Below are 21508 nucleotides of genomic sequence, written 5' to 3'. Positions count from 1 at the left end.
CTTATTTCTTCCCTTCAAAGGCTTCGTAGGCTTGTTTCATCAGGACGTCATAGTTGCCGTAATCATCGCCGTTATAGTTACGGGCCATGGCGGTAAAGTCCTTGTTTTTCATCGCGCTCAACAACGCCGAGTTGTGGCTGCAAAGGCTGAGATAGGCCTTGAGTTGGTTACCGGCATTGATCTTCAATGACGCCACGAACTCAAACACCGTCTTGAACCCGCACGCGGCGAAATTGAACCCCATGATCTGAAACATGCCCCAGGAGGCCGACATCAGGGCGGCTTCCTGGTCCAGCGCAAAGGCGGTGGCCATGGTCTCCCAGGCCTTGACCTGATCCTTGTTGTTCGTCTGCCATTGCGGGCCGGCTTTTTTCTTGTACACATACGACAGCAGCGGCTGCGACTGGTCGTAGATGTGCTTGGTGTACTTGCGAAAGTGGTGCCCTTCAAAGGCGATGATCGGCAACTTGGCCGGCCCAAACCCCACCTTCCCGCCCGACTCCACCGTGGCGAACGCCTTAACCACATTCATCGAAATACCATTGCCCAATTGCTTGGCGGCATTCTGAAAATCCGTATCGCTCAAGGTTGTCCCGCCGTCGCAGGTGGACTGCATCATCAATTGCCGGTTACGCCGCTCGGCCTCGATCACCGCGCGCACGCGGTCCAGGTACACATTGACCGTGGCCTGCACCGCATCGACGTTGTTATTGCCCAAGATATTGAGAAACGTCGGAATGCGCGTAGTGGGAAAAGCCCGCACCGGCACCTTCAGTGCCTCTTCGATCAGACTGTTGAACGTGCGCCCGGTGGGGTCGATCACGCCATCGGGATGGGCGTACTTGAGATGGCGAAACTGGTACTGGCTGATGCACTGCACCAACTGGCCGTCGCACTTGCCGTTTTCGAGCAAGGCAAACCCCATCTTGGGAATGATCAAATTGAATAAATACTGGATGCACTGAACATCGGCGGGCAAGTTGCGGGCTTTGCCGGGCGTCCCTACCGGAGCACTGATAAGACGAGGCAACCCTTGCAGGCTTTTCATGACAGACATCCTTGTGAGTGAAAGAAGCGATAGCACTTCAATATCAAATCCACGCCCTTGTCATACTCTGAAACAAGTGGCCGGCGCAAGCTAACAAGGCGGTCTGCGGGTTGTCCAGAGGGCTTTATGAAAGTTGTGAAACAGCCGGATTAAATCCGTCAGTAACCGTGGGATTCACGGGTCTTTTGATACTTGTGGTAGTCGAGCCACTCGACCACATCGTAGGGCAGGTACAACTGCACCCTCGCCCGTGAGATCGCGATGTACACCGCACAGAGTCGTTGATCGAAGGCGTAGGCGTCCTGGAACTTCACATTGGTCAACAGTTCCGGAGTGAGCAGTACCCGGTCGAACTCCATGCCGCCCGCGTCCTGCGCCAGCATCAGCAGGACGCGCTCCTCCGGATGGCCAATCAACCTGTTTAGACGCGTGACATCCGCCACGTTAAAGCCTTTTTCCAGCTCGGCCTCGACCCACAGAAACGCCTCATCGAACTGGCAGCCTTCGCGCACCTGCTGCCAATCGGCCATGTCGCTGAAAAACGGATGGGGCCCGAGGTCATTGAACTCATTGCTATAGAAATCGGGCTTGAACAACGCGATGACCGTGTCCATGAAGTGCTTGAGCGACTGCTGGGCCTCTTTGCTCGCCAGGCCGAACGCACAACGGGCGTGGCTCAGTTGGATCGCCCACTGCATGGTGTCCCAATGGGAGGCGGTCAACACCGCGCAACCTTGCGGGGGCACAAAACCCTGGGGGTAAAACTCAATACCCACGTCGGCATCGCGGGCGCCTTCGAAAAGCGATTTGGTTTTTTCCGAGTGCAAGCTGATCAATGGGTTGACCAGGCGCTCGACATTGCGTCCGGAACGCACGGAGTAGCACACGTCGGTATGGCGAACCTCACGGGCACGCTTGACCACGCCGCCGCTGGCCTGCTGATACTCATCCCCCAAAGTGATCAGCACCTGGCGGCCGCGCTCGATGATTTGCAACAGCGGCGCCGGGATATCCTGGCTCTCATCGATGAGCACGTGGGTATAGCGCTCGGGCACCACGCAGCCTGCCAGGCTGGCGCGTTTGATCATCAACAAGGCTTCAAACCCTGTGTGGCGGCCCCAGGCCGGGTTCGCCTCAAGGTAGCCCCACAACCGGCTGGAATATTCGAGCAGCACCCTGGCATCGACGCCAGCGAGCGGTTGCTTGAAATGCGGCAAATGCTGGGCCGACAGGCTGTACTCCCAAGAGCGGCAGTAGGCCTCAAGCACCTTGAGGCACACCTCCACCACCGCCTGCCCTTCCAGGCGGCGAAAACCAAAGATATTCAATTCTTGAGCGAGCGCCTGCTTGGTCGGCACCCTCGCCGGTGTATTCAGCGGCTGTGGCCTGGGGCCATGCAACAGGGCATGGGCAAAGCCCTGGAAGGTATGCCCGGCCTTACGCTCCCGTACACCCACCATGCGGGCACGCAGGGTTTCGAGTTTTGCCGGGGTACGCGCCAGCAATAAGGTCTTTTCCGGGCGCAGGTGCTCCAGCAAGGCCACCAGCAGGTGACTCTTGCCAATGCCGGCGTAGCCTTGCACATGCAGGTCTTCGTTCAGGTTGGCACGGAAGGTCCTGAGCAGCTTGTCCTGCTCGGCGCTCAACCAGCGCTCGCGGTGCCTGGGCGTGATCACCTGCTGGCTGAACGGGTCATTGGCCTTGAGGTGGCGGACTTTATACTCGACGTCCCATTTGCCACTGGGCAACAGATAGTCCCGCGCTTGTACTTCCTCCTCCAGCAGAAAGCGCAGCTTCAGGCTTTTGACCACATTGAGGCCGAAGTACAGCTTCCTCTGATCGAACAGCCGCTGCGCTTCAGAGAGCAGGGACACACTGGCCGAATGGCTGGCATCGACTGCCCAGTCAATCAGCTTGGCCAACACTTTTTCCGCACCGCTGGCGCTCAGGTCGCTTTCCGGCACCTGCGCCAGGTTCTGGATCACCAGCACCGCCGCCAATTGCGGCTCACTCAGGGCTACAAGCGCATCGCAACCTTCGCGGCCCAACAAACCCGCACAGGTTTGCTCCGTGATCGGCAAGAAAACAGGGCTGGATAAGTCGAAATGTTCCGAGTGCATAGAGCCTCGTAGCCAGGGGGAAGAGACGCTTGGGAGTATGCCACCAGATGCGAAATGACCGTCATGCACTGTGCAATAAGCATCACAGATGACTGGCTGAAAATAACTTGGGTTTTAGAAGGGACTGCAGAAGGGAGCGTTATGGAGGCAACCCCACCAGCCACACCCCGGCACACAATGTTCCCGCTGTGGCTGCTGCCTTCCGGCTCTGACCAGGTTCACGGGTAATCGTTGCGGGGGGACCGATGGGGTCACCATAACGACGCTGCCTCTCGGCAAGCCGCGCCATTGTACCCATCTCATCGGAAGTTACAACCGTTGGTTCCGGATTAAAAAATGAGAAGGCTCAAGCACTTGCCATAACCCCATCGGCCCTGCCGCCCTCTTCCTGGATGACCAGGTGAATAAAGTGCAGCTTGGCAATCACCGCGGGCGGCAGCACGAAGGGGTAGAAATCCGGCTGGCCCATGGCGCGGGACAGTTCGTTGAGCATGCCGGCCAGTTCGATCCAGGCATTGACGAAGCAGAGAAATGCCGGACCGCCAGGGTGTTGGGGGTCGTAGAGCGTGGTCAGGGGGAATGGCTGGTAATCCAGGTCCATCTCGCGGGCGCTCATGCCAAATCCCAGGGCCGTGTCCACAGCATCCATCATGTGCAGGTAGTGGGCCCAGGTTTCGGCCCAGTCTTCCCAGGGGTGCATGGTGGCGTAGGCGCTCACGCAGGTGAGTTGCCAGTCCGGGCGCGGGCCGTTCTGGTAGTGCTGGTCGAGGGCCTCGGCATAACTGGCGCGTTCGTCGCCGAACAGGTTGCGAAAAGGGGTAAGCCAGTGACTGTTGGCGATCAGGCGGTCCCAGTAGTAATGGCCGACTTCATGGCGAAAATGGCCGAGCAAGGTGCGGTAGGGCTCGCGCATCTGTACGCGGACTTTTTCGCGGTGGGCGTCATCGGCTTCCTTGATGTCCAGGGTGATCAGCCCATTGGCGTGGCCGGTGGTAGGCGCATTGCCTTCCAGGTCGATGCCGATGAAGTCGAAGGCCAGGCCAGTCTCTTCGTCAACGCTCTTGGGCACCACTTGCAGGCCCAGGCTGATCAGTTGCGCCACCAAGCGGCGTTTGGCGGTTTCGACTTTGCGCCAGCGTTCGGGGTTTTCCGCAATCGATAGGTCAGGGATGGTGCGGTTCAGGCTACAGGCCACGCATAACGGCGCGGTGCTGTGGGCAGGAATCAACCAATTGCACGCAGCCGGTGAGTCGAGGTTGGCGCAGCGCCGGAAAGCGCCGGCATCGAGATTGTCGTCGGCCAGCCACGTACCGACCACCGGCCCAGGTTGCAGGGACGACAGGCGGCTTTGCTGCGGCTGGTAACCCAACGCCGCCTGGCAGGCCAGGCATTGGCTGTTGCGAAAGAACAGCGACTGGCCACACCGGCATTGCCACACCTTGCTGTTGCGCGAGGTTTCGGCCATGAACGGAGCGGCGATGCGCGTGCTGAGTTGCTCGAAGTAGCGGAACATGGCGATCTCTCCCTGGGGTGACAGAGACTAGATCATTTCTCGCTCGGGATCGTTCAACTGCTCCCTGTAGGAGCGAGCTTGCTCGCGAAGCTCGTCAACGATAACGCGGGGCGCCTGGTTCACAGCGGCGCCCTCCGGATCTTCGCGAGCAAGCTCGCTCCTACAGTGTTGAGAGCTCGTTGAGAGCTCGTTCCCACGCTCCGCGTGGGAATGCCGCCTTGGACGCTCTGCGTCTGCGCGTGAAGGCCGTCAGACGGTGATGTTGTGCTTGGCCAGGAAGGCGACGAAGGCCTCCTCGTCCAGTACTTTCAGGCCCAGCTCATTGGCCTTGGCCAATTTCGAACCGGCGCCCGGCCCGGCCACCACGCAGTGGGTTTTCGCCGAAACGGAACCGGCCACCTTGGCCCCCAGGCTTTCGAGCTTGTCCTTGGCCACATCGCGACTCATCAACTCCAGGGAGCCGGTGAGTACCCAGGTGTGCCCGGCTTCAGGCAAGCCTTCGACGAGCTTTTTCTCGCTCTGCCAGTGCATGCCGAAGTCCTTGAGCTGTTGCTCGATAGCCAGGGCATGGTTGGCGTTGTCGGCATTGTCGAAAAACTCCCGTACAGCCTTGGCTTGCTTCTCGGGCAGCGCCTGGCGCATATCGAGCCAGTCAGCCTTGATGATGCCTTCCAGCGAACCGAACTTGTCCGCGAGCTTCTGCGCCGCGCCTGGCCCCACCGAGGGTACGTGCAGCTTGTCGAGCAAACCGCCCAAGGTGGTGCTGGCGGCGAATTCGGCGCTGAGTTCGCCCTGCTCCTGCAATTGCAGACCGCATTCGTCCGGCGACAACAGCGCACCAATCACCTGCTGGTTGTGGCCGTCTTCAAAGAAGCTATGGATCTCATGGGCCACTTCCAGCCCGACATCCGGCAAGTATGTCAGCACCTCTGGCAACGCCTTTTGTACACGCTCCAGGGACGCCAGCGAGCGCGCCAGAACCTTGGCCGTTTCCTCGCCCACGTCGGGAATGCCCAAGGCGTAGATAAAGCGTGCCAGGGTTGGGGTCTTGCTGTTTTCGATGGCGCTGATCAGCTTCTTGCTGGAGATATCGGCAAAGCCTTCCAGGTCGATGATCTGTTCGTACTTGAGCTTGTAGAGATCGGCCGGCGAACCGATGAGCTGTTCATCCACCAGTTGCTCGATGGTCTTGTCGCCCAGGCCATCGATGTCCATGGCCCGGCGCGAGACGAAATGAATGATCGCCTGCTTGAGCTGCGCACCGCAGGCCAGGCGCCCGACGCAACGGTATACCGCACCTTCGCTGACGGTTTCCTTGCCCTTGCTGCGCTTGACCAATTGCGTGCGCTCCACATGGGAACCGCACACCGGGCAATTTTGCGGGATCTGCACGGCGCGGGCGTTTTCCGGGCGGCGTTCGGTGACCACCGAGACCACCTGCGGAATCACATCACCGGCGCGGCGGATGATCACGGTGTCGCCGATCATCAGCCCCAGGCGTGCCACTTCGTCCATGTTGTGCAGGGTGGCATTGGACACGGTCACGCCGGCCACCTTGACCGGTTTGAGGCGCGCCACCGGCGTCACCGCACCGGTGCGACCAACCTGGAATTCCACGTCGAGCAGCTCGGTGAGTTCCTCCATGGCCGGGAATTTGTGCGCAATCGCCCAGCGCGGCTCGCGGGCGCGGAAGCCCAGTTCACGCTGGTAGGCAATGCTGTTGACCTTGAACACCACGCCGTCGATTTCGTAGCCCAGCGCATTGCGGCGCTCGCCGATGTCGCGGTAGTAGTCCAGGCATTCCTGGATACCCTTGGCCAGCTTCAATTCGTGGCTGATCGGCATGCCCCATTTCTGCAACTGCTTGAGGTTGCCGATATGGGTGTCGCTGATATCCGCAGTCACTTGGCCGATGCCATAGCAGCAGAATTCCAGCGGGCGACTGGCGGTGATCTTCGAGTCCAATTGGCGCAGGCTGCCCGCAGCGGCGTTGCGCGGGTTGGCGAAGGTCTTGCCGCCCACTTCCAGTTGCGAGGCGTTCAATCGCTCGAAACCGGCCTTGGACATGAACACTTCACCGCGCACTTCCAGGGTGGCCGGCCAGCCCGTGCCGTGCAGTTTCAGAGGGATATTGCGCACGGTGCGCACGTTGACGCTGATGTCCTCGCCGGTGGTGCCATCACCCCGGGTAGCACCGCGTACCAACTCGCCATCCTGGTACAGCAGGCTGACCGCCAGGCCGTCCAGCTTCGGCTCGCAGCTGTATTCCACCGCCGCGCCAGCGCCAAACAGATCGCCCACCGGCAGATCAAGACCCTCGGTGACCCGGCGATCAAACTCCAGCATGGTGGTTTCATCGAAGGCGTTGCCCAGGCTGAGCATCGGGATCTCGTGCTTGACCTGGGTGAACGCCGACAGCGCCGCACTGCCAACCCGCTGCGTCGGCGAATCACGCGTCACCAGCTCCGGGTGCTCGGCCTCCAGGGCCTTGAGCTCGTGGAACAGGCGGTCGTACTCGGCGTCCGGAATACTCGGCTCGTCGAGGACGTGGTAGCGGTAGTTGTGCTGATCCAGTTCAGCGCGCAGTTCGAGAATGCGGGTATGGGCGGCGGTCATGGGTGTTCTCTCATAAAGCAAAAGAGCAGCCGAAGCTGCTCAATATGTTAGTGCACGGATTCTACAGACAACGCTTAAGATCAATCCTCAGCGTTTCTGTGTCAGGGCGCGACGCTCGAACTCGACGATGCGCTGACGGTAGTGTTCGATGGTCTGAGCGGTAAGCACGCTGCGTTGGTCGTCCTTGAGCTCGCCGTTGAGTTCCTGGGACAGCTTGCGGGCAGCGGCCACCATCACGTCGAACGCTTGTTTGGGGTGACGCGGGCCTGGCAGGCCAAGGAAGAAGCTCACCGCCGGGGTGCTGAACAGGTCGATATCGTCCAGATCGAAGGTGCCCGGCTTGACCGCGTTGGCCATGGAGAACAGCACTTCGCCGTTACCGGCCATGCTTTCGTGACGATGGAAGATATCCATCTCGCCGAAACGCAGGCCGCTTTCGAGGATGTTCTGCAAGAGTGCCGGGCCTTTGAAACCGCCGGCGTCACGGCAGATCACGCTGATGACTAGGACTTCTTCGGCCGCCGGCTGATCGTTCACCGATTGGCGTGCCGCGCTCTTGCTGGACGTCTCGTCCGGGAAATCGTCATCGCGGCTGCTGAAGCTCGGGCCATCATCGACGTCGAGGTTCAGGTCGCCCTGATGCGGCTCGGCAACCGCCGCGCTCCCGCGCTTGCCACGCTTGGACGATGGTTCGCGGGCTTCACGCAGCGGTGCGCTCATCGACGGCAAATCATGCTCGTCCAGTTGCGGCTCTTTGTGGGTATCCAGCACACGGGGCGGCCCCAGCAGCTCGGCGGCGCCGTCGTCGTCAGGCAAGTTGGACAGGTTTCGGTCCAGACGGAACTTGAGCTTGCCCTTGCCACCGCGCATGCGGCGCCAGCCATCAAAAAGAATACCGGCAATGACAATAATGCCGATGACGATCAGCCACTCGCGCAGACCGATTTCCATGTAATCCCGTGCCTCTAATAAAAAATGCTGAAAAATAAGGGGTTTAGCACCGTGCAAACCGCTTTAAAACGTGGCGCCAACTCTATGTTCTGACTGACGTTTTGCCCACGCACACGAAAAATTGACATTAAACTAGCACGACCAAAGATAACTTTACACCGTCTGTCAAAATGCCTTGAACAAATATGTCCATTTGCCACTTTCCCCAGACCGGTAAATCGCCCTACGCCGCGCTGTAAATTCTCTCTCGGGCATGGCTCAGGATTCCACCATCGCCATCGCCTCTTCCACATCCACTGCTACCAATCGCGAACAGCCCGGCTCATGCATCGTCACGCCCATCAACTGGTCGGCCATTTCCATGGCGATCTTGTTGTGGGTGATATAGATGAACTGCACGGTCTGGGACATCTCTTTAACCAACCGAGCGTAGCGTCCAACGTTAGCGTCATCCAGCGGTGCGTCAACTTCGTCGAGCATGCAGAACGGCGCCGGGTTCAACTTGAAGATGGCAAATACCAGGGCCAGTGCGGTCAGGGCTTTTTCGCCGCCGGACAACAAATGGATGGTGCTGTTCTTCTTGCCCGGAGGCCGCGCCATGATCGTTACCCCTGTATCGAGTAGATCTTCGCCCGTCAGTTCCAAGTAGGCGCTGCCACCACCGAAAACTTTTGGGAATAACGCCTGTAAACCGCCATTAATCTGATCAAAGGTATCTTTGAAGCGGTTGCGGGTTTCCTTGTCGATTTTGCGGATCACGTTTTCCAGGGTGTCCAGGGCTTCGACCAGATCGGCATCCTGAGCATCCAGATAACGTTTGCGCTCGGACTGCTGCTGGTACTCATCGATGGCGGCGAGGTTGATCGCGCCCAGGCGTTGAATACGTGCGGCAATCCGTTCAAGTTCTTCTTCGGCGTCTTTCTCGTTGGCCTGGGCGGTCAGGGTGTTGAGTACGCCGTGCAGGTCATAGCCGTCTTCCAGCAATTGGTCTTGCAAGGTCTTGCGGCGCACGGTGAGGGCTTGCCATTCCATGCGTTGTTGTTCGAGCTGGCCGCGGATCAACTGGGACTGCTGCTCGGCCATGGTGCGGCGCTTTTCGGCGTCGCGCAGTTCGCGGTCGGCGTCTTCCAGGGCGATCTGTGCGGTCTTGAGTTCGACGTCGACGGTCATGCGCTTGTCGAGCAATTCCTCAAGCTTGAGGCGCAGCTCTTCCAGCGGCGCCTCGCCCTCCTCCAGGTTGAGGCTCAGTTGCTCGCGCTTTTCGGTCAGGCGTTCGGACTGCATCTCCAGGCGCTCAAGGGCCTGGCGCGTGGAATCGTGCTGGGCGCGCAACGAGCCCAGGCGTACGGCCAACTGATGGGCGTGATCCTTGTGCTGCCGGGCTTCCTGGCGCACGCGGTCAAGGCGCTCACGCAGGCTGTCGCGCTGGGCCAGCAGCAATTCGCGCTGTTCGGTGTCCAGGGCCATGCTGTCGAGGGCTTCCTGCAAGTGCAGGCGCGCTTCACCGATCTGTTCGTGTTCCAGGGCGCGCTGTTCGCCCATCTCGGCCACTTCTTCGTCAAGACGGGTGCGGCGCAGGGTCAATTGTTCGACCTTGGCCCTGCTCGCGGACAGTTGGGCTTTCAACTCGCCTTGCTGGCGCGCTTCGTCCTGCAACAGCCGACGCAGGTGTTCGCGGCCGGTTTCCTGCTGGCGCTGGGTGGCGCGCAGGGTTTGCAATTCAGTTTCCAGGCTTTCCAGGGTGGCTTCGCGTTCTTCACGCTCGGCGCTCAGGTTGACGATTTCCTGGCCACGGGCCAATACGCCACTTTCCGCTTCACTGGCGCGGCGCACGCGCAGGAAGTGGCGGCCGACCCAATAGCCATCGCGGCTGATCAGGCTTTCGCCGGCCGCCAACTGGCCGCGCTGGGCCAGGGCTTGCTCAAGGGACTCCACCGGCCTGACCTGGCCCAGCCAGGGCGACAGATCTATCGCCGCCTCGACCTTGTCCAGCAAGCTGCCCGGCACCCGCGTGCCGTCGGCCGCCGGGCTGAGCAGGCGCAAATCGCCCTGGGCAAACCCGGCCAGGTCGAAGCCGCCGAAATCATCCACCAGCACCGCTTGCAGATCGGCGCCCAGCACGGTTTCCACCGCCAGTTCCCAGCCGGCTTCGACTTTCAAGCCTTCGGCCAGGCGCGGGCGCTCGGCCAAATGCTGGTCGCGCAGCCATTCGGCGGTGCCAGTGCCGGGGTCGAGCGCGGCTTGCTGCAAGGCTTCCAGCGAAGCCAACCGACCATTGAGGCGCTGCAAATCGCCTTGGGCCTGCTGCTGCGCCTGGGTCGCGGTGTGCAATTGCTGACGCAGTTGCTCCAGGCGCTCCACTTGCTGTTCTTCGCTGGCCTCCAGCTCTTCCAGGGTCATTTCGCTTTCGGCCAGTTGCTCGCTCAACTGCATGATTGCCGCGTCTTCCGGGTCGGCGGCGAGCAGTACGCGCTCTTCCTGCAGCCGGCGCTGGCGCTCGGCCAGGCGTTCCATGCTGGTTTCCAGCTGCTGGATGCGCGACTGCTGCACCTCGGCCTGGCGGCGTGGCTCGGCGGATCGCAGGTTGAAGGCGTCCCACTGTTCCTGCCAACCGTGCATGGTGGTTTCGGATTCTTCCAGGGCGGCGGCGGCTTCTTCGGCGGCGGCGCTGGTGATTTCCTGCTCGGGGGTGAGCATGTCCAGCTCTTCGCCCAGGGTCAGCAGCAAGGTGCGGTCATGGCCCAAGTGCGATTCGGTTTCCAGGCGTGCGCGTTCGGCTTCCTTCAAGTCGTCCTGCAACTGGCGCAAACGTTGCTGGCCGTGCTGGATGCTCTGCTCGACCCGGGCAATGTCACCGCCCACCGAATAGAAGCGGCCCTGCACCAGATTGAAGCGCTCGGACAACTCATGGTGGCCGTCACGCAGGCGTTCAATGCTGGCATCGGCGTTACGCTGCTCGGCCACCAGTGCTTCAAAGCTGACTTCCTGGGTGCCAATAATCGCTTCGCGCTGGCCCACCTGATCATTCAATGCCTGCCAGCGCAGGGCCGACAGTTGCGCCTTGAGCTGGCGCTCCTCGCCCTTGTATTCCTGATACTTCTCGGCGGCCTGGGCCTGGCGGTGCAGGCGTTCGAGCTGGCGCTCCAGCTCTTCGCGCAGGTCGGTGAGGCGGGCGAGGTTTTCATGGGTACGGCGGATACGGTTTTCAGTCTCGCGGCGGCGCTCCTTGTACTTGGAGATACCGGCCGCTTCTTCGATAAAGTTACGCAGGTCTTCGGGCTTGGCCTCGATCAGCTTGGAGATCATGCCCTGCTCGATGATCGAGTAGCTGCGCGGGCCCAGGCCGGTGCCGAGGAAGATATCGGTGATATCGCGACGACGACACTTGGTGCCGTTGAGGAAGTAGCTGTTCTGGCTGTCGCGGGTGACTTTACGACGGATGGAGATTTCCGCGTAGGCCGCGTATTCGCCGATCAGGGTGCCGTCGGAATTATCGAATACCAGTTCGATACTGGCCTGGCTCACCGGCTTGCGGCTGGTGGAGCCGTTGAAGATGACGTCGGTCATCGACTCGCCGCGCAGGTTTTTCGCCGAGCTCTCGCCCATCACCCAGCGCACGGCGTCGATGATGTTCGACTTGCCGCAGCCATTGGGCCCCACCACCGCCGCCATGTTGCTGGGGAAGTTCACGGTGGTGGGGTCGACGAAGGATTTGAACCCCGCCAACTTGATGCACTTGAGCCGCACGCTTAGACGTCCGCCAAGGCTGCGATGACCAGCGAACTGCTGCGCTGGCAATAGGCTGTGAGCACCAGGCGAATCTGCACCAGGTCACGGGCAAGCACCGCAGCGAGCAATTGCGCGAACAGCGCCTGGAACTCGCTCATGGACGCCTTGCGCTGATCCAGGGCCAGGTAATAAGCGCGGTTCATCGCCGGCTGCAGGTTTTCAACGGTTTCCTGCAAATACGGGTTGTTGGCGAAGGGGTAAGCGGCGCGCATCACGTTGAAGCTTTCTTCGACGAAGGCGCGGATGTCCTCGCGCTCCAGGCTCAGTTGCAGGCGTTGCTGGATCTGCAGGAACGGCGCCATGTCGGCCTGGGTCTGCCAGCCTTCGGCAACCGCATTGCCGAGCAGGATGTACATCTCGCCCATCAACGTACACAGGCTCTGCACCTTGTGCGCGGTGAGTTCGGTGACGTGGGCGCCACGGCGCGGCAGGATCGCAATCAGATGGCGGCGCTCAAGGATCAGCAAGGCTTCGCGCACGGAACCACGGCTGACGTTGAGCGCCAGCGTGACCTTCTGTTCCTGGATCCGCTCCCCAGGCTTGAGATCGCCGCGAATGATACGTTCGGCGAGGTGGTGAGCAATTTGCTCGGCGAGACTGTCCGGCGCCTTGAACGTCATGTTTTCCCTTCAAAATCTGCTATCGGTACAAGCGCGGCAGTGTAGCGCATTGGCCCGCTGATGGCGCTACGCCCACCGTGGCGAATTTGGCATGAAATAAGCAACGTTGAAAGCCTGCAAGCCGCCAAAAACGCCGGTTCCAGAAGACTGGACCATAATTGAACGTGTTGCGACCGCATTTTCTTGACCCTTAGGTCAGAAAACCATTGACCGAAAAGTCAGACATGACTAGATTCGGCGCAAAGCGGTTAACAACAATAATGAGTCTGCGAGGCCTTCCGTGATCCAGTTTTTACTTAACCAGGAACTCCGTAGCGAGCACGCCCTGGACCCCAACCTGACCGTGCTTAACTATCTGCGCGAGCACGTGGGCAAACCCGGTACCAAGGAAGGCTGCGCCAGTGGCGACTGTGGCGCGTGCACCGTGGTGGTCGGCGAGCTGCACACCGACGAGCAAGGCGCCGAGCAGATTCGTTATCGCAGCCTCAACTCCTGCCTGACATTTGTGTCGTCACTGCACGGCAAACAACTGATCAGCGTCGAAGACCTCAAGCACCAGGGCCAACTGCACAGCGTGCAACAGGCCATGGTCGAGTGCCACGGTTCGCAGTGCGGCTTTTGCACCCCAGGCTTTGTGATGTCGCTGTTTGCCCTGCAAAAAAACAGCGACGCCCCCGACAGTCAGAAAGCCCATGAAGCCCTGGCCGGCAACCTATGTCGCTGCACCGGTTATCGCCCGATCCTCGCCGCCGCCGAACAGGCCTGCTGCAACAAACCCCAGGATCAATTCGACAGCCGCCAGGCTGAAACCATCGCACGCCTTAAAGCCATCGCGCCAACCCAGACCGGTGAACTCAACAGCGGTGACAAGCGCTGCCTGGTGCCGTTGACCGTCGCCGACCTGGCCGACCTCTACGATGCCTACCCGCAAGCCCGCCTGCTGGCCGGCGGTACCGACCTGGCGCTGGAAGTCACCCAGTTCCACCGCACCCTGCCGGTGATGATCTACGTGGGTAACATTGAAGCCATGAAGCGCATCGAGCAGTTCGACGACCGCCTGGAAATCGGCGCAGCCACCGCCCTCTCCGACTGCTACGCCGCGCTGCACCACGAATACCCGGACTTCGGCGAACTGCTGCACCGCTTCGCCTCCCTGCAAATTCGCAACCAGGGCACCCTGGGCGGCAATATCGGCAACGCTTCGCCCATTGGGGATTCGCCGCCGTTGCTGATAGCTCTGGGCGCGCAGATCGTACTGTGCAAGGGCAACACCCGCCGTACCCTGGCGCTGGAAGACTACTTCATCGATTACCGCGTCACCGCCCGCCAGGACAGCGAGTTCATCGAGACCATCATCGTGCCCAAGGGCCACACGCTGTTTCGGGCCTACAAGGTGTCCAAGCGTCTGGACGACGATATTTCCGCCGTGTGCGCAGCGTTCAACCTGAAGATCGACAACGGTGTGGTCAGCGCGGCTCGCGTTGCCTTCGGAGGCATGGCCGCTACACCAAAACGCGCAAAAAATTGCGAGGCCGCGTTGGTGGGCGCCATCTGGAACTTGGCCACGGTCGAGAAAGCCTGCGCCGCCCTGGCACAGGACTTCACCCCACTGTCGGACTTTCGCGCCAGCAAGGAATACCGCCTGCTCAGCGCGCAGAACCTGCTGCGCAAATACTTCATCGAACTGCAAACGCCGCACATCGAGACTCGGGTGACCGCTTATGTCTAACCATCACGCCGTGGTAAAAACCCAGGCCGAACTTGCCGCACTGTTTGCCCAGGACCTCACCACCGGGGTCGGTCGCAGCGTCAAGCATGACAGCGCCGCCAAGCACGTCAGCGGTGAAGCGCAGTACATCGACGACCGCCTGGAATTTCCCAACCAGTTGCACCTGTATGCGCGCATGTCCGACCGCGCCCACGCCCGCATCATCAGCATCGACACCGCGCCCTGCTATGCCTTCGACGGCGTACGCATAGTCATCACCCACGAAGACGTGCCGGGCCTGAAAGACATCGGCCCGCTGATGCCCGGCGACCCGCTGCTGGCCATCGACACCGTGCAGTTCGTCGGCCAGGTGGTGCTGGCCGTGGCCGCCCGCGACCTGGAAACCGCACGCAAAGCGGCGATGGCAGCGGTGATCGAATATGAAGACCTGGAGCCGGTGCTGGATGTGGTCGAGGCATTTCGCAACAAGCATTTCGTGCTCGACAGTCACACCCACCAACGCGGCGATTCGGCCACTGCGCTGGCAAGCGCCAAGCACCGCATCCAGGGCACCTTGCATATCGGTGGCCAGGAACATTTTTATCTGGAAACCCAGATCTCTTCGGTGATGCCCACCGAAGACGGCGGCATGATCGTCTACTGCTCCACGCAAAACCCGACCGAAGTGCAGAAGCTGGTGGCCGAAGTGCTGGATGTGTCGATGAACAAGATCGTGGTCGACATGCGCCGCATGGGCGGTGGCTTTGGCGGCAAGGAAACCCAGGCTGCCAGCCCGGCGTGCCTGTGCGCCGTGGTGGCGCGCCTCACCGGCCAGCCGACCAAGATGCGCCTGCCACGGGTCGAAGACATGCTGATGACCGGCAAGCGCCACCCCTTCTATATCGAATACGACGTGGGCTTTGACGACACCGGCCGCCTGCACGGCATCAACCTGGAGCTGGCAGGTAACTGCGGCTGTTCGCCGGACCTGTCCAACTCGATTGTCGACCGCGCCATGTTCCACGCCGACAACTCGTATTACCTGGGCGACGCCACGGTCAACGGCCATCGCTGCAAGACCAACACCGCCTCCAACACCGCCTATCGCGGCTTTGGCGGCCCCCAGGGCATGGTCGCCATCGAAGAGGTGATGGACGCCATCGCGCGCCATCTGGGCCAAGACCCGCTGGCGGTGCGCAAGGCCAACTACTACGGCAAGACCGAGCGCAACGTCACCCACTACTACCAGACCGTCGAGCACAACATGCTCGAAGAAATGACCGCCGAACTGGAAGCCAGCAGCCAATATGCCGAGCGCCGCGAAGCGATCCGGCTGTACAACGCCCACAGCCCGATCCTGAAAAAGGGCTTGGCGCTGACCCCGGTGAAATTCGGTATTTCGTTCACCGCCAGCTTCCTCAACCAGGCGGGCGCACTGATCCATATCTACACCGACGGCAGCATCCACCTGAACCACGGCGGCACCGAGATGGGCCAGGGCTTGAATACCAAGGTGGCGCAAGTCGTAGCCGAGGTATTCCAGGTCGACATCGACCGCGTCCAGATCACCGCCACCAACACCGACAAGGTGCCCAACACCTCGCCCACCGCGGCCTCCAGCGGCGCCGACCTGAACGGCAAGGCCGCGCAGAATGCGGCCGAAACCATCAAGCAGCGCTTGGTGGAATTTGCGGCGCGCAAGTACGACGTGAGCGAGGCGGACGTGGAGTTTCGCAACGGCCATGTGCGCGTGCGCGAGCAGATCCTCAGCTTCGAAGCGTTGATCCAGCAGGCGTATTTCGCCCAGGTGTCGCTCTCCAGCACAGGCTTCTACAAGACCCCGAAAATCTTCTACGACCGCAGCCAGTCACGCGGGCGGCCGTTCTACTACTACGCGTTCGGCGCGGCTTGCTGCGAAGTAATCGTCGACACCCTGACCGGCGAATACAAAATGCTGCGCACCGACATCCTGCACGATGTGGGCGCCTCGCTGAACCCGGCCATCGACATCGGCCAGGTCGAAGGCGGCTTCATTCAGGGCATGGGCTGGCTGACCATGGAAGAGCTGGTGTGGAACAACAAGGGCAAGCTGATGACCAACGGCCCGGCCAGCTACAAAATCCCGGCGGTGGCCGACATGCCGCTGGACCTGCGAGTGAAGCTGGTGGAGAACCGCAAGAACCCGGAGGACACGGTGTTCCACTCCAAGGCCGTGGGCGAGCCGCCGTTCATGCTCGGGATTGCGTCGTGGTGTGCGATCAAGGATGCGGTAGCGAGCCTCGGTGATTATCGCCATCAGCCCCACATTGATGCGCCGGCCACGCCGGAGCGGGTGTTGTGGGGGTGTGAGCAGATGCGGCAGTTGCAGGTGGCGAAAGCTGTCGAGGCTGACACTGAATTGGCTTCGCTCTAGACCCAGGCGCTGCCATCGCGGGCAAGCCCGGCTCCCACATTTTGAGGTGCGAACCCGATCAAATGTGGGAGCTGGCTTGCCTGCGATAGCGGCCGAACTAACAGCAGAAATGTTGAGGTAGACATGGACAACTGGATCAGCGCCCTCGCCACCCTGCAAAACCAGGGCGAACCCTGCGTACTGGTGACCATCATCGAAGAACTCGGCTCCACCCCGCGCAACGCCGGTTCCAAAATGGTCATCAGCGCCGCGCAAACCTTCGACACCATCGGCGGCGGGCACCTGGAATACAAGGCGATGCAGATCGCCCGGGACATGCTGGTGCGTGGCCAGCAAAACACCCATCTGGAGCGCTTCAGCCTCGGTGCCAGCCTGGGCCAGTGCTGCGGCGGCGTCACCGTGTTGCTGTTCGAGCCCATGGGCCAGGCGCAGGCGCACATCGCCGTATTTGGCGCCGGCCATGTCGGCCGTGCGTTGGTGCCATTGCTGGCAAGCCTGCCCTGCCGGGTGCGCTGGATCGATTCCCGCGAGCAGGAATTCCCGCAGCATATCCCCCAAGGCGTGCGTAAAATCGTCAGCGAAGAGCCGGTCGACGAAATTGCCGACTTGCCGGCAGGCAGTTACTGCATCGTCATGACCCACAACCACGCACTGGACCTGGAACTGACCGCCGCCCTGCTCAAGCGCAACGACTTCGCCTACTTCGGCCTGATCGGCTCGAAAACCAAGCGGGTCAAATTTGAACACCGCCTGCGTGACCGTGGCTTTGATGCCACGCAGTTACAGCGCATGCGCTGCCCCATGGGCCTCCCCGAGGTCAAGGGCAAGCTTCCGGTGGAAATCGCCATCTCCATCGCCGGCGAAATCATCGCCACCTATAACGCCAATTTCGGCCAGCACCTTGCCGGCGCCGAACCTATTGCCAAACTGCTGCCGGCTTCGCGCCGCAGCCACGCTATCTAAATCGAGACGATCATGCCTTTGACTCGCAAAGCCTACCGTGCCGCCATCCTGCACAGCATCGCCGACCCAGCCGTGGTTGGGATCGAAGCCTCCTATGAATATTTCGAGGACGGCCTGCTGGTGATCGACAACGGCCAGATCAGCGCCCTTGGTCACGCCAGCGACCTGCTGCCGAGCCTGCCCGCCGATATCGACATCACCCATTACCAGGACGCGCTGATCACCCCCGGCTTGATCGACACCCATATCCACCTGCCGCAAACCGGTATGGTCGGCGCCTATGGCGAACAGTTGCTGGACTGGCTCAACACCTACACCTTCCCCTGTGAAAGCCAGTTTGCCGACCAGGCTCACGCCGAAGAAGTCGCGGATATCTTCATCAAGGAACTGCTGCGTAACGGCACCACCACCGCGCTGGTGTTCGGCAGCGTGCACCCGCAATCGGTGAATGCATTCTTTGAAGCGGCCGAGAAACTCGACCTGCGCATGATTGCCGGCAAGGTGATGATGGACCGCAACGCACCGGACTACCTGACCGACACCGCCGAATCCGGCTACCAGGAAAGCAAGGCACTGATCGAACGCTGGCACGGCAAGGGGCGCCTGCATTACGCGGTGACGCCCCGCTTCGCGCCTACGAGCACGCCGGAACAACTGACGCTGGCCGGGCAGTTGCTGGGCGAATACCCGGATTTGTATATGCAGACCCACATCAGCGAGAACAAGCAGGAAATCGAGTGGGTAAACGAGCTGTTCCCGGAGCGCAACGGCTACCTGGATGTCTACGACCACTACAAGCTGCTCGGCGAGCGCTCGGTGTTTGCCCACGGCGTACACCTGTGTGACGACGAATGTGCACGGCTGGCAGAGACCGGCTCGGCAGTCGCGTTCTGCCCGACCTCGAACCTCTTCCTCGGCAGCGGCTTGTTCAACCTGCCGATGGCCGAAAAACACAACCTAAACGTGGGCCTGGGCACCGACGTGGGTGGCGGCACCAGCTTCTCGCTGCTGCAAACCCTGAACGAAGCCTACAAGGTCATGCAGTTGCAAGGTGCGCGCTTGAGCCCGTTCAAGTCGCTGTACCTGGCCACCCTGGGCGGCGCACGGGCGCTGCGCCTGGAAGACAAGATCGGCACCTTGCAGCCGGGCACTGATGCGGACTTTTTGGTACTGGATTACAACGCCACGCCGCTGCTGAGCTATCGCCTGAAACAGGCCAATAACATTGCCGAGACGTTGTTTGTGCTGATGACGCTGGGGGATGATCGGACGGTGTTGCAGACCTATGCAGCCGGGCAGCTCGTGCACCAGCGCTGATTTCGGATACACCATCGAAACAAATGTGGGAGCGGGCTTGCTCGCGAATGCGCAGTGTCAGTCTCTAGGTATATTGACTGATCCACCGCATTCGCGAGCAAGCCCGCTCCCACAATTTTGTTCTCAGTGAGCCAGGGAAACTAGAGTTTTACTGAAGAACGCCCTGGCTTCTTGGTCTGCAACAAATGCGAAAACACCGCATGCAAATCATCCGACGCGCTCTCTTCATCGAGGTTGAGCTTGCTGTCGATGTGATCCATGTGATGCATCATCAAGTTCACCGCCAACGTCGCATCCCGTGCTTCGATCGCATCGATCAACTGGGTGTGTTCATCGTAGGAACAGTGCGAGCGGTTGCCGCTTTCGTACTGGGCGATGATCAATGACGTCTGCGACACCAGGCTGCGCTGGAAGCTGATCAGCGGCGCGTTCTTCGCGGCTTCGGCCAGCTTCAAGTGGAATTCGCCGGAGAGGCGGATACCGGCGCCACGGTCACCACGGGAGAAGCTGTCGCGCTCGTCGTTGACCATCTGGCGCAACTCGGCCAACTGCTCGGCCGTGGCGTGCTGCACCGCCAACTCCGTGATCGCCCGCTCCACCAGGCGCCGGGCCATGAACACCTGGCGCGCTTCTTCGACGCTTGGGCTGGCAACCACCGCACCGCGATTGGGCCGCAGCAGTACCACGCTTTCATGGGCCAGGCGCGACAGCGCGCGGCGAATGATGGTGCGGCTCACGCCGAAGATCTCGCCCAGTGCCTCTTCACTCAATTTGGTTCCGGGCGCCAGGCGTTGTTCAAGGATCGCCTCGAAGATATGCGCATAGACGATATCGTCCTGGGTTCCGCTGCGACCGGCCTTGCCGGCTCGCGGTTGTTTCTTGAGAGGTTGCAACTGTTCGTTCATGGGCACTCGGGTTTGAGAACGGCGAATTAACGGTAATACGGCAACAGCGTGTCGCTGGCAAGTATCACCTAAAAACAGCGCACATTGTACACAACCCACTGCGCCAACACACTGTACGGCTGTTTGCGGGCTCGGCTGTATTGCAATGACTCGTTACGTTTGAGTTTAGGCTTGATTCCACGATTTCCCATGAACGACATCCCACTGTAGGAGCGAGCTTGCTCGCGAAGAACCCAAGGGCGCCGCGTTTAATCTGATTGCCCGCGTTATCGTTGGCGATTTTCGCGAGCAAGCTCGCTCCTACAGCGTGCGGAGTCAGGTAAAAGGAACACCTCTCCATGACCGACGCCACCCAAGCGCCCTTGCGCCCACTGGCCGACACTTCTGCGTCGGCCGTCGTCGCCGGCTTTATCGCCATGATGACCGGCTACACCAGCTCCCTGGTGCTGATGTTCCAGGCCGGCCAGGCCGCCGGCTTGACCACCGCGCAGATATCTTCATGGATCTGGGCAATTTCCATCGGCATGGCGGTGTGCAGCATCGGCCTGTCCCTGCGCTATCGCACCCCCATCACCATCGCCTGGTCCACCCCTGGCGCGGCGCTGCTGATCACCAGCCTTGGCGGCGTGAGCTATGGCGAGGCCATCGGTGCCTACATCACTTGCGCGGTACTGGTGACGCTCTGCGGGTTGACCGGCAGCTTTGAGAAGCTGGTCAAGCGGATTCCGGCGTCACTGGCGGCAGCGCTGCTGGCGGGGATTCTGTTCAAGATCGGCAGCGAAATTTTCGTCGCCGCCCAGCACCGCACCGGGCTGGTGCTGGGGATGTTCTTCACCTACCTGATCATCAAGCGTCTGTCGCCGCGCTATGCCGTGCTGGCCGCCTTGCTCATCGGCACCGCCTTGTCAGGGCTGATGGGGCTGCTGGACTTCAGCGGCTTTCATCTGGAAGTGGCGACGCCCGTATGGACCACGCCGCACTTCTCGCTGGCGGCGACCATCAGCATCGGCATCCCGCTGTTCGTGGTGGCCATGACCTCGCAGAATATGCCAGGCGTTGCGGTGCTGCGGGCCGACGGCTACACGGTGCCGGCTTCACCGTTGATCACCACCACTGGTCTGGCTTCATTGGTGCTGGCACCGTTCGGCTCCCACGGCATCAACCTGGCAGCGATCAGCGCCGCGATCTGCACCGGGCCCCATGCCCATGAAGACCGCAACAAACGCTACACCGCGGCGGTGTGGTGCGGGGTGTTCTACGGCATTGCCGGGGTGTTCGGCGCCACGCTGGCGGCACTCTTTGCGGCGTTGCCCAAGGAGTTGGTGCTGTCGATTGCGGCGTTGGCGTTGTTTGGCTCGATCATCAATGGCTTGAGCATCGCCATGAATGAGCCGAAGGAACGGGAAGCGGCGCTGATCACCTTTATGGTCACCGCGTCAGGCTTGACGTTGTTTTCCATCGGGTCGGCGTTCTGGGGGATTGTGGCGGGGGTGTTGACGCTGCTGATTCTGAATTGGCGCAAGGCATAAAAAAACGGCGACCCTC

Annotated in this window: 13 protein-coding genes, 1 other RNA gene and 1 pseudogene; 6 read left to right on the top strand and 9 right to left on the bottom strand. The window is 60.9% G+C overall.

What is annotated here, in order from left to right; translation table 11 throughout:
- Position 1: 1 nt before the first annotated feature.
- The 4 genes from CRN80_RS17460 to CRN80_RS17445 form a co-directional block, all read right to left on the bottom strand.
- On the bottom strand, positions 2–1048 hold the full coding sequence (locus CRN80_RS17460) for an N-acetylmuramidase family protein (protein WP_098950674.1): 1047 nt from the start codon (positions 1046–1048) through the stop codon (positions 2–4).
- A gap of 158 nt (positions 1049–1206) precedes the next feature.
- On the bottom strand, positions 1207–3168 hold the full coding sequence (locus CRN80_RS17455) for a hypothetical protein (protein WP_098950673.1): 1962 nt from the start codon (positions 3166–3168) through the stop codon (positions 1207–1209).
- A gap of 151 nt (positions 3169–3319) precedes the next feature.
- Positions 3320–3416, bottom strand: an RNA gene (gene ffs, locus CRN80_RS17450) — signal recognition particle sRNA small type.
- 98 nt (positions 3417–3514) lie between these two features.
- Positions 3515–4681 carry a putative zinc-binding metallopeptidase gene (locus tag CRN80_RS17445; RefSeq protein WP_098950672.1) on the bottom strand — a complete coding sequence of 389 codons (1167 nt, stop codon included), beginning with the start codon at positions 4679–4681 and terminating at the stop codon, positions 3515–3517.
- Positions 4682–4729: 48 nt separating this feature from the next.
- On the opposite strand from CRN80_RS17445, the pseudogene CRN80_RS31755 reads away from it, so the two are divergent.
- Positions 4730–4849: pseudogene (locus CRN80_RS31755) on the top strand (outer membrane lipoprotein carrier protein LolA); the annotation flags it as partial.
- An 81-nt stretch (positions 4850–4930) separates the two neighbouring features.
- Here the strand turns inward: CRN80_RS31755 and ligA are convergent.
- From ligA to CRN80_RS17420, 4 genes are all read right to left on the bottom strand, one after another.
- Entirely contained in the window at positions 4931–7297 is a 2367-nt protein-coding gene (gene ligA / locus CRN80_RS17435; protein ID WP_098950671.1) for an NAD-dependent DNA ligase LigA, read from the bottom strand.
- An 87-nt stretch (positions 7298–7384) separates the two neighbouring features.
- The gene (zipA, locus tag CRN80_RS17430; protein WP_032895820.1) at positions 7385–8248 is read right to left on the bottom strand and encodes a cell division protein ZipA; all 864 of its coding nucleotides are present in this window, start codon (positions 8246–8248) and stop codon (positions 7385–7387) included.
- Positions 8249–8506: 258 nt separating this feature from the next.
- Complete coding sequence (smc, locus tag CRN80_RS17425; RefSeq protein WP_069557134.1) at positions 8507–11995, bottom strand: chromosome segregation protein SMC; 3489 nt, start codon at positions 11993–11995, stop codon at positions 8507–8509.
- Positions 11996–11997: 2 nt separating this feature from the next.
- Complete coding sequence (locus CRN80_RS17420) at positions 11998–12657, bottom strand: GntR family transcriptional regulator (protein WP_032895818.1); 660 nt, start codon at positions 12655–12657, stop codon at positions 11998–12000.
- Between the two features lie 280 nt (positions 12658–12937).
- Between CRN80_RS17420 and xdhA the strand changes: the two genes are divergently transcribed.
- The 4 genes from xdhA (at position 12938) to guaD (ending at position 19058) form a co-directional block, all read left to right on the top strand.
- Positions 12938–14386 carry a xanthine dehydrogenase small subunit gene (gene xdhA / locus CRN80_RS17415; protein ID WP_098950670.1) on the top strand — a complete coding sequence of 483 codons (1449 nt, stop codon included), beginning with the start codon at positions 12938–12940 and terminating at the stop codon, positions 14384–14386.
- Positions 14379–16778, top strand: coding sequence for a xanthine dehydrogenase molybdopterin binding subunit (xdhB, locus tag CRN80_RS17410; RefSeq protein ID WP_098950669.1), 2400 nt, complete (start codon positions 14379–14381; stop codon positions 16776–16778). Before xdhA ends, xdhB begins: the two co-directional genes overlap by 8 nt.
- 123 nt (positions 16779–16901) lie before the next feature.
- Positions 16902–17741, top strand: a complete 840-nt coding sequence (gene xdhC, locus CRN80_RS17405) for a xanthine dehydrogenase accessory protein XdhC (protein ID WP_098950668.1) — start codon at positions 16902–16904, stop codon at positions 17739–17741.
- Positions 17742–17753: 12 nt separating this feature from the next.
- A complete protein-coding gene (gene guaD, locus CRN80_RS17400; protein WP_032895814.1) occupies positions 17754–19058 on the top strand; it encodes a guanine deaminase in 1305 nt (434 codons plus the stop codon).
- A 140-nt stretch (positions 19059–19198) separates the two neighbouring features.
- On the opposite strand, the gene CRN80_RS17395 is transcribed toward guaD, so the two are convergent.
- Positions 19199–19963 carry a GntR family transcriptional regulator gene (locus tag CRN80_RS17395; RefSeq protein WP_014719469.1) on the bottom strand — a complete coding sequence of 255 codons (765 nt, stop codon included), beginning with the start codon at positions 19961–19963 and terminating at the stop codon, positions 19199–19201.
- Between the two features lie 338 nt (positions 19964–20301).
- On the opposite strand from CRN80_RS17395, the gene CRN80_RS17390 reads away from it, so the two are divergent.
- Entirely contained in the window at positions 20302–21492 is a 1191-nt protein-coding gene (locus CRN80_RS17390; protein ID WP_019820510.1) for a benzoate/H(+) symporter BenE family transporter, read from the top strand.
- Positions 21493–21508: the final 16 nt, after the last annotated feature.

The organism is Pseudomonas sp. FDAARGOS_380 (assembly GCF_002591235.1).
Taxonomy (GTDB): Bacteria; Pseudomonadota; Gammaproteobacteria; order Pseudomonadales; family Pseudomonadaceae; genus Aquipseudomonas; species Aquipseudomonas salmasensis.
Note: the sequence above shows the minus strand (reverse complement) of the source record. Positions and strands in the feature narration are given on the sequence as shown.

Excerpts from the sequence above, each read along its gene's own strand:
- CRN80_RS17460 (WP_098950674.1), bottom strand. The coding sequence starts at position 1,048 with ATGAAAAGCCTGCAAGGGTTGCCTCGTCTTATCAGTGCTCCGGTAGGG.
- CRN80_RS17455 (WP_098950673.1), bottom strand. The coding sequence starts at position 3,168 with ATGCACTCGGAACATTTCGACTTATCCAGCCCTGTTTTCTTGCCGATC.
- CRN80_RS17445 (WP_098950672.1), bottom strand. The coding sequence starts at position 4,681 with ATGTTCCGCTACTTCGAGCAACTCAGCACGCGCATCGCCGCTCCGTTC.
- ligA (WP_098950671.1), bottom strand. The coding sequence starts at position 7,297 with ATGACCGCCGCCCATACCCGCATTCTCGAACTGCGCGCTGAACTGGAT.
- zipA (WP_032895820.1), bottom strand. The coding sequence starts at position 8,248 with ATGGAAATCGGTCTGCGCGAGTGGCTGATCGTCATCGGCATTATTGTC.
- CRN80_RS17420 (WP_032895818.1), bottom strand. The coding sequence starts at position 12,657 with ATGACGTTCAAGGCGCCGGACAGTCTCGCCGAGCAAATTGCTCACCAC.
- xdhB (WP_098950669.1), top strand. The coding sequence starts at position 14,379 with ATGTCTAACCATCACGCCGTGGTAAAAACCCAGGCCGAACTTGCCGCA.
- xdhC (WP_098950668.1), top strand. The coding sequence starts at position 16,902 with ATGGACAACTGGATCAGCGCCCTCGCCACCCTGCAAAACCAGGGCGAA.
- guaD (WP_032895814.1), top strand. The coding sequence starts at position 17,754 with ATGCCTTTGACTCGCAAAGCCTACCGTGCCGCCATCCTGCACAGCATC.
- CRN80_RS17395 (WP_014719469.1), bottom strand. The coding sequence starts at position 19,963 with ATGAACGAACAGTTGCAACCTCTCAAGAAACAACCGCGAGCCGGCAAG.
- CRN80_RS17390 (WP_019820510.1), top strand. The coding sequence starts at position 20,302 with ATGACCGACGCCACCCAAGCGCCCTTGCGCCCACTGGCCGACACTTCT.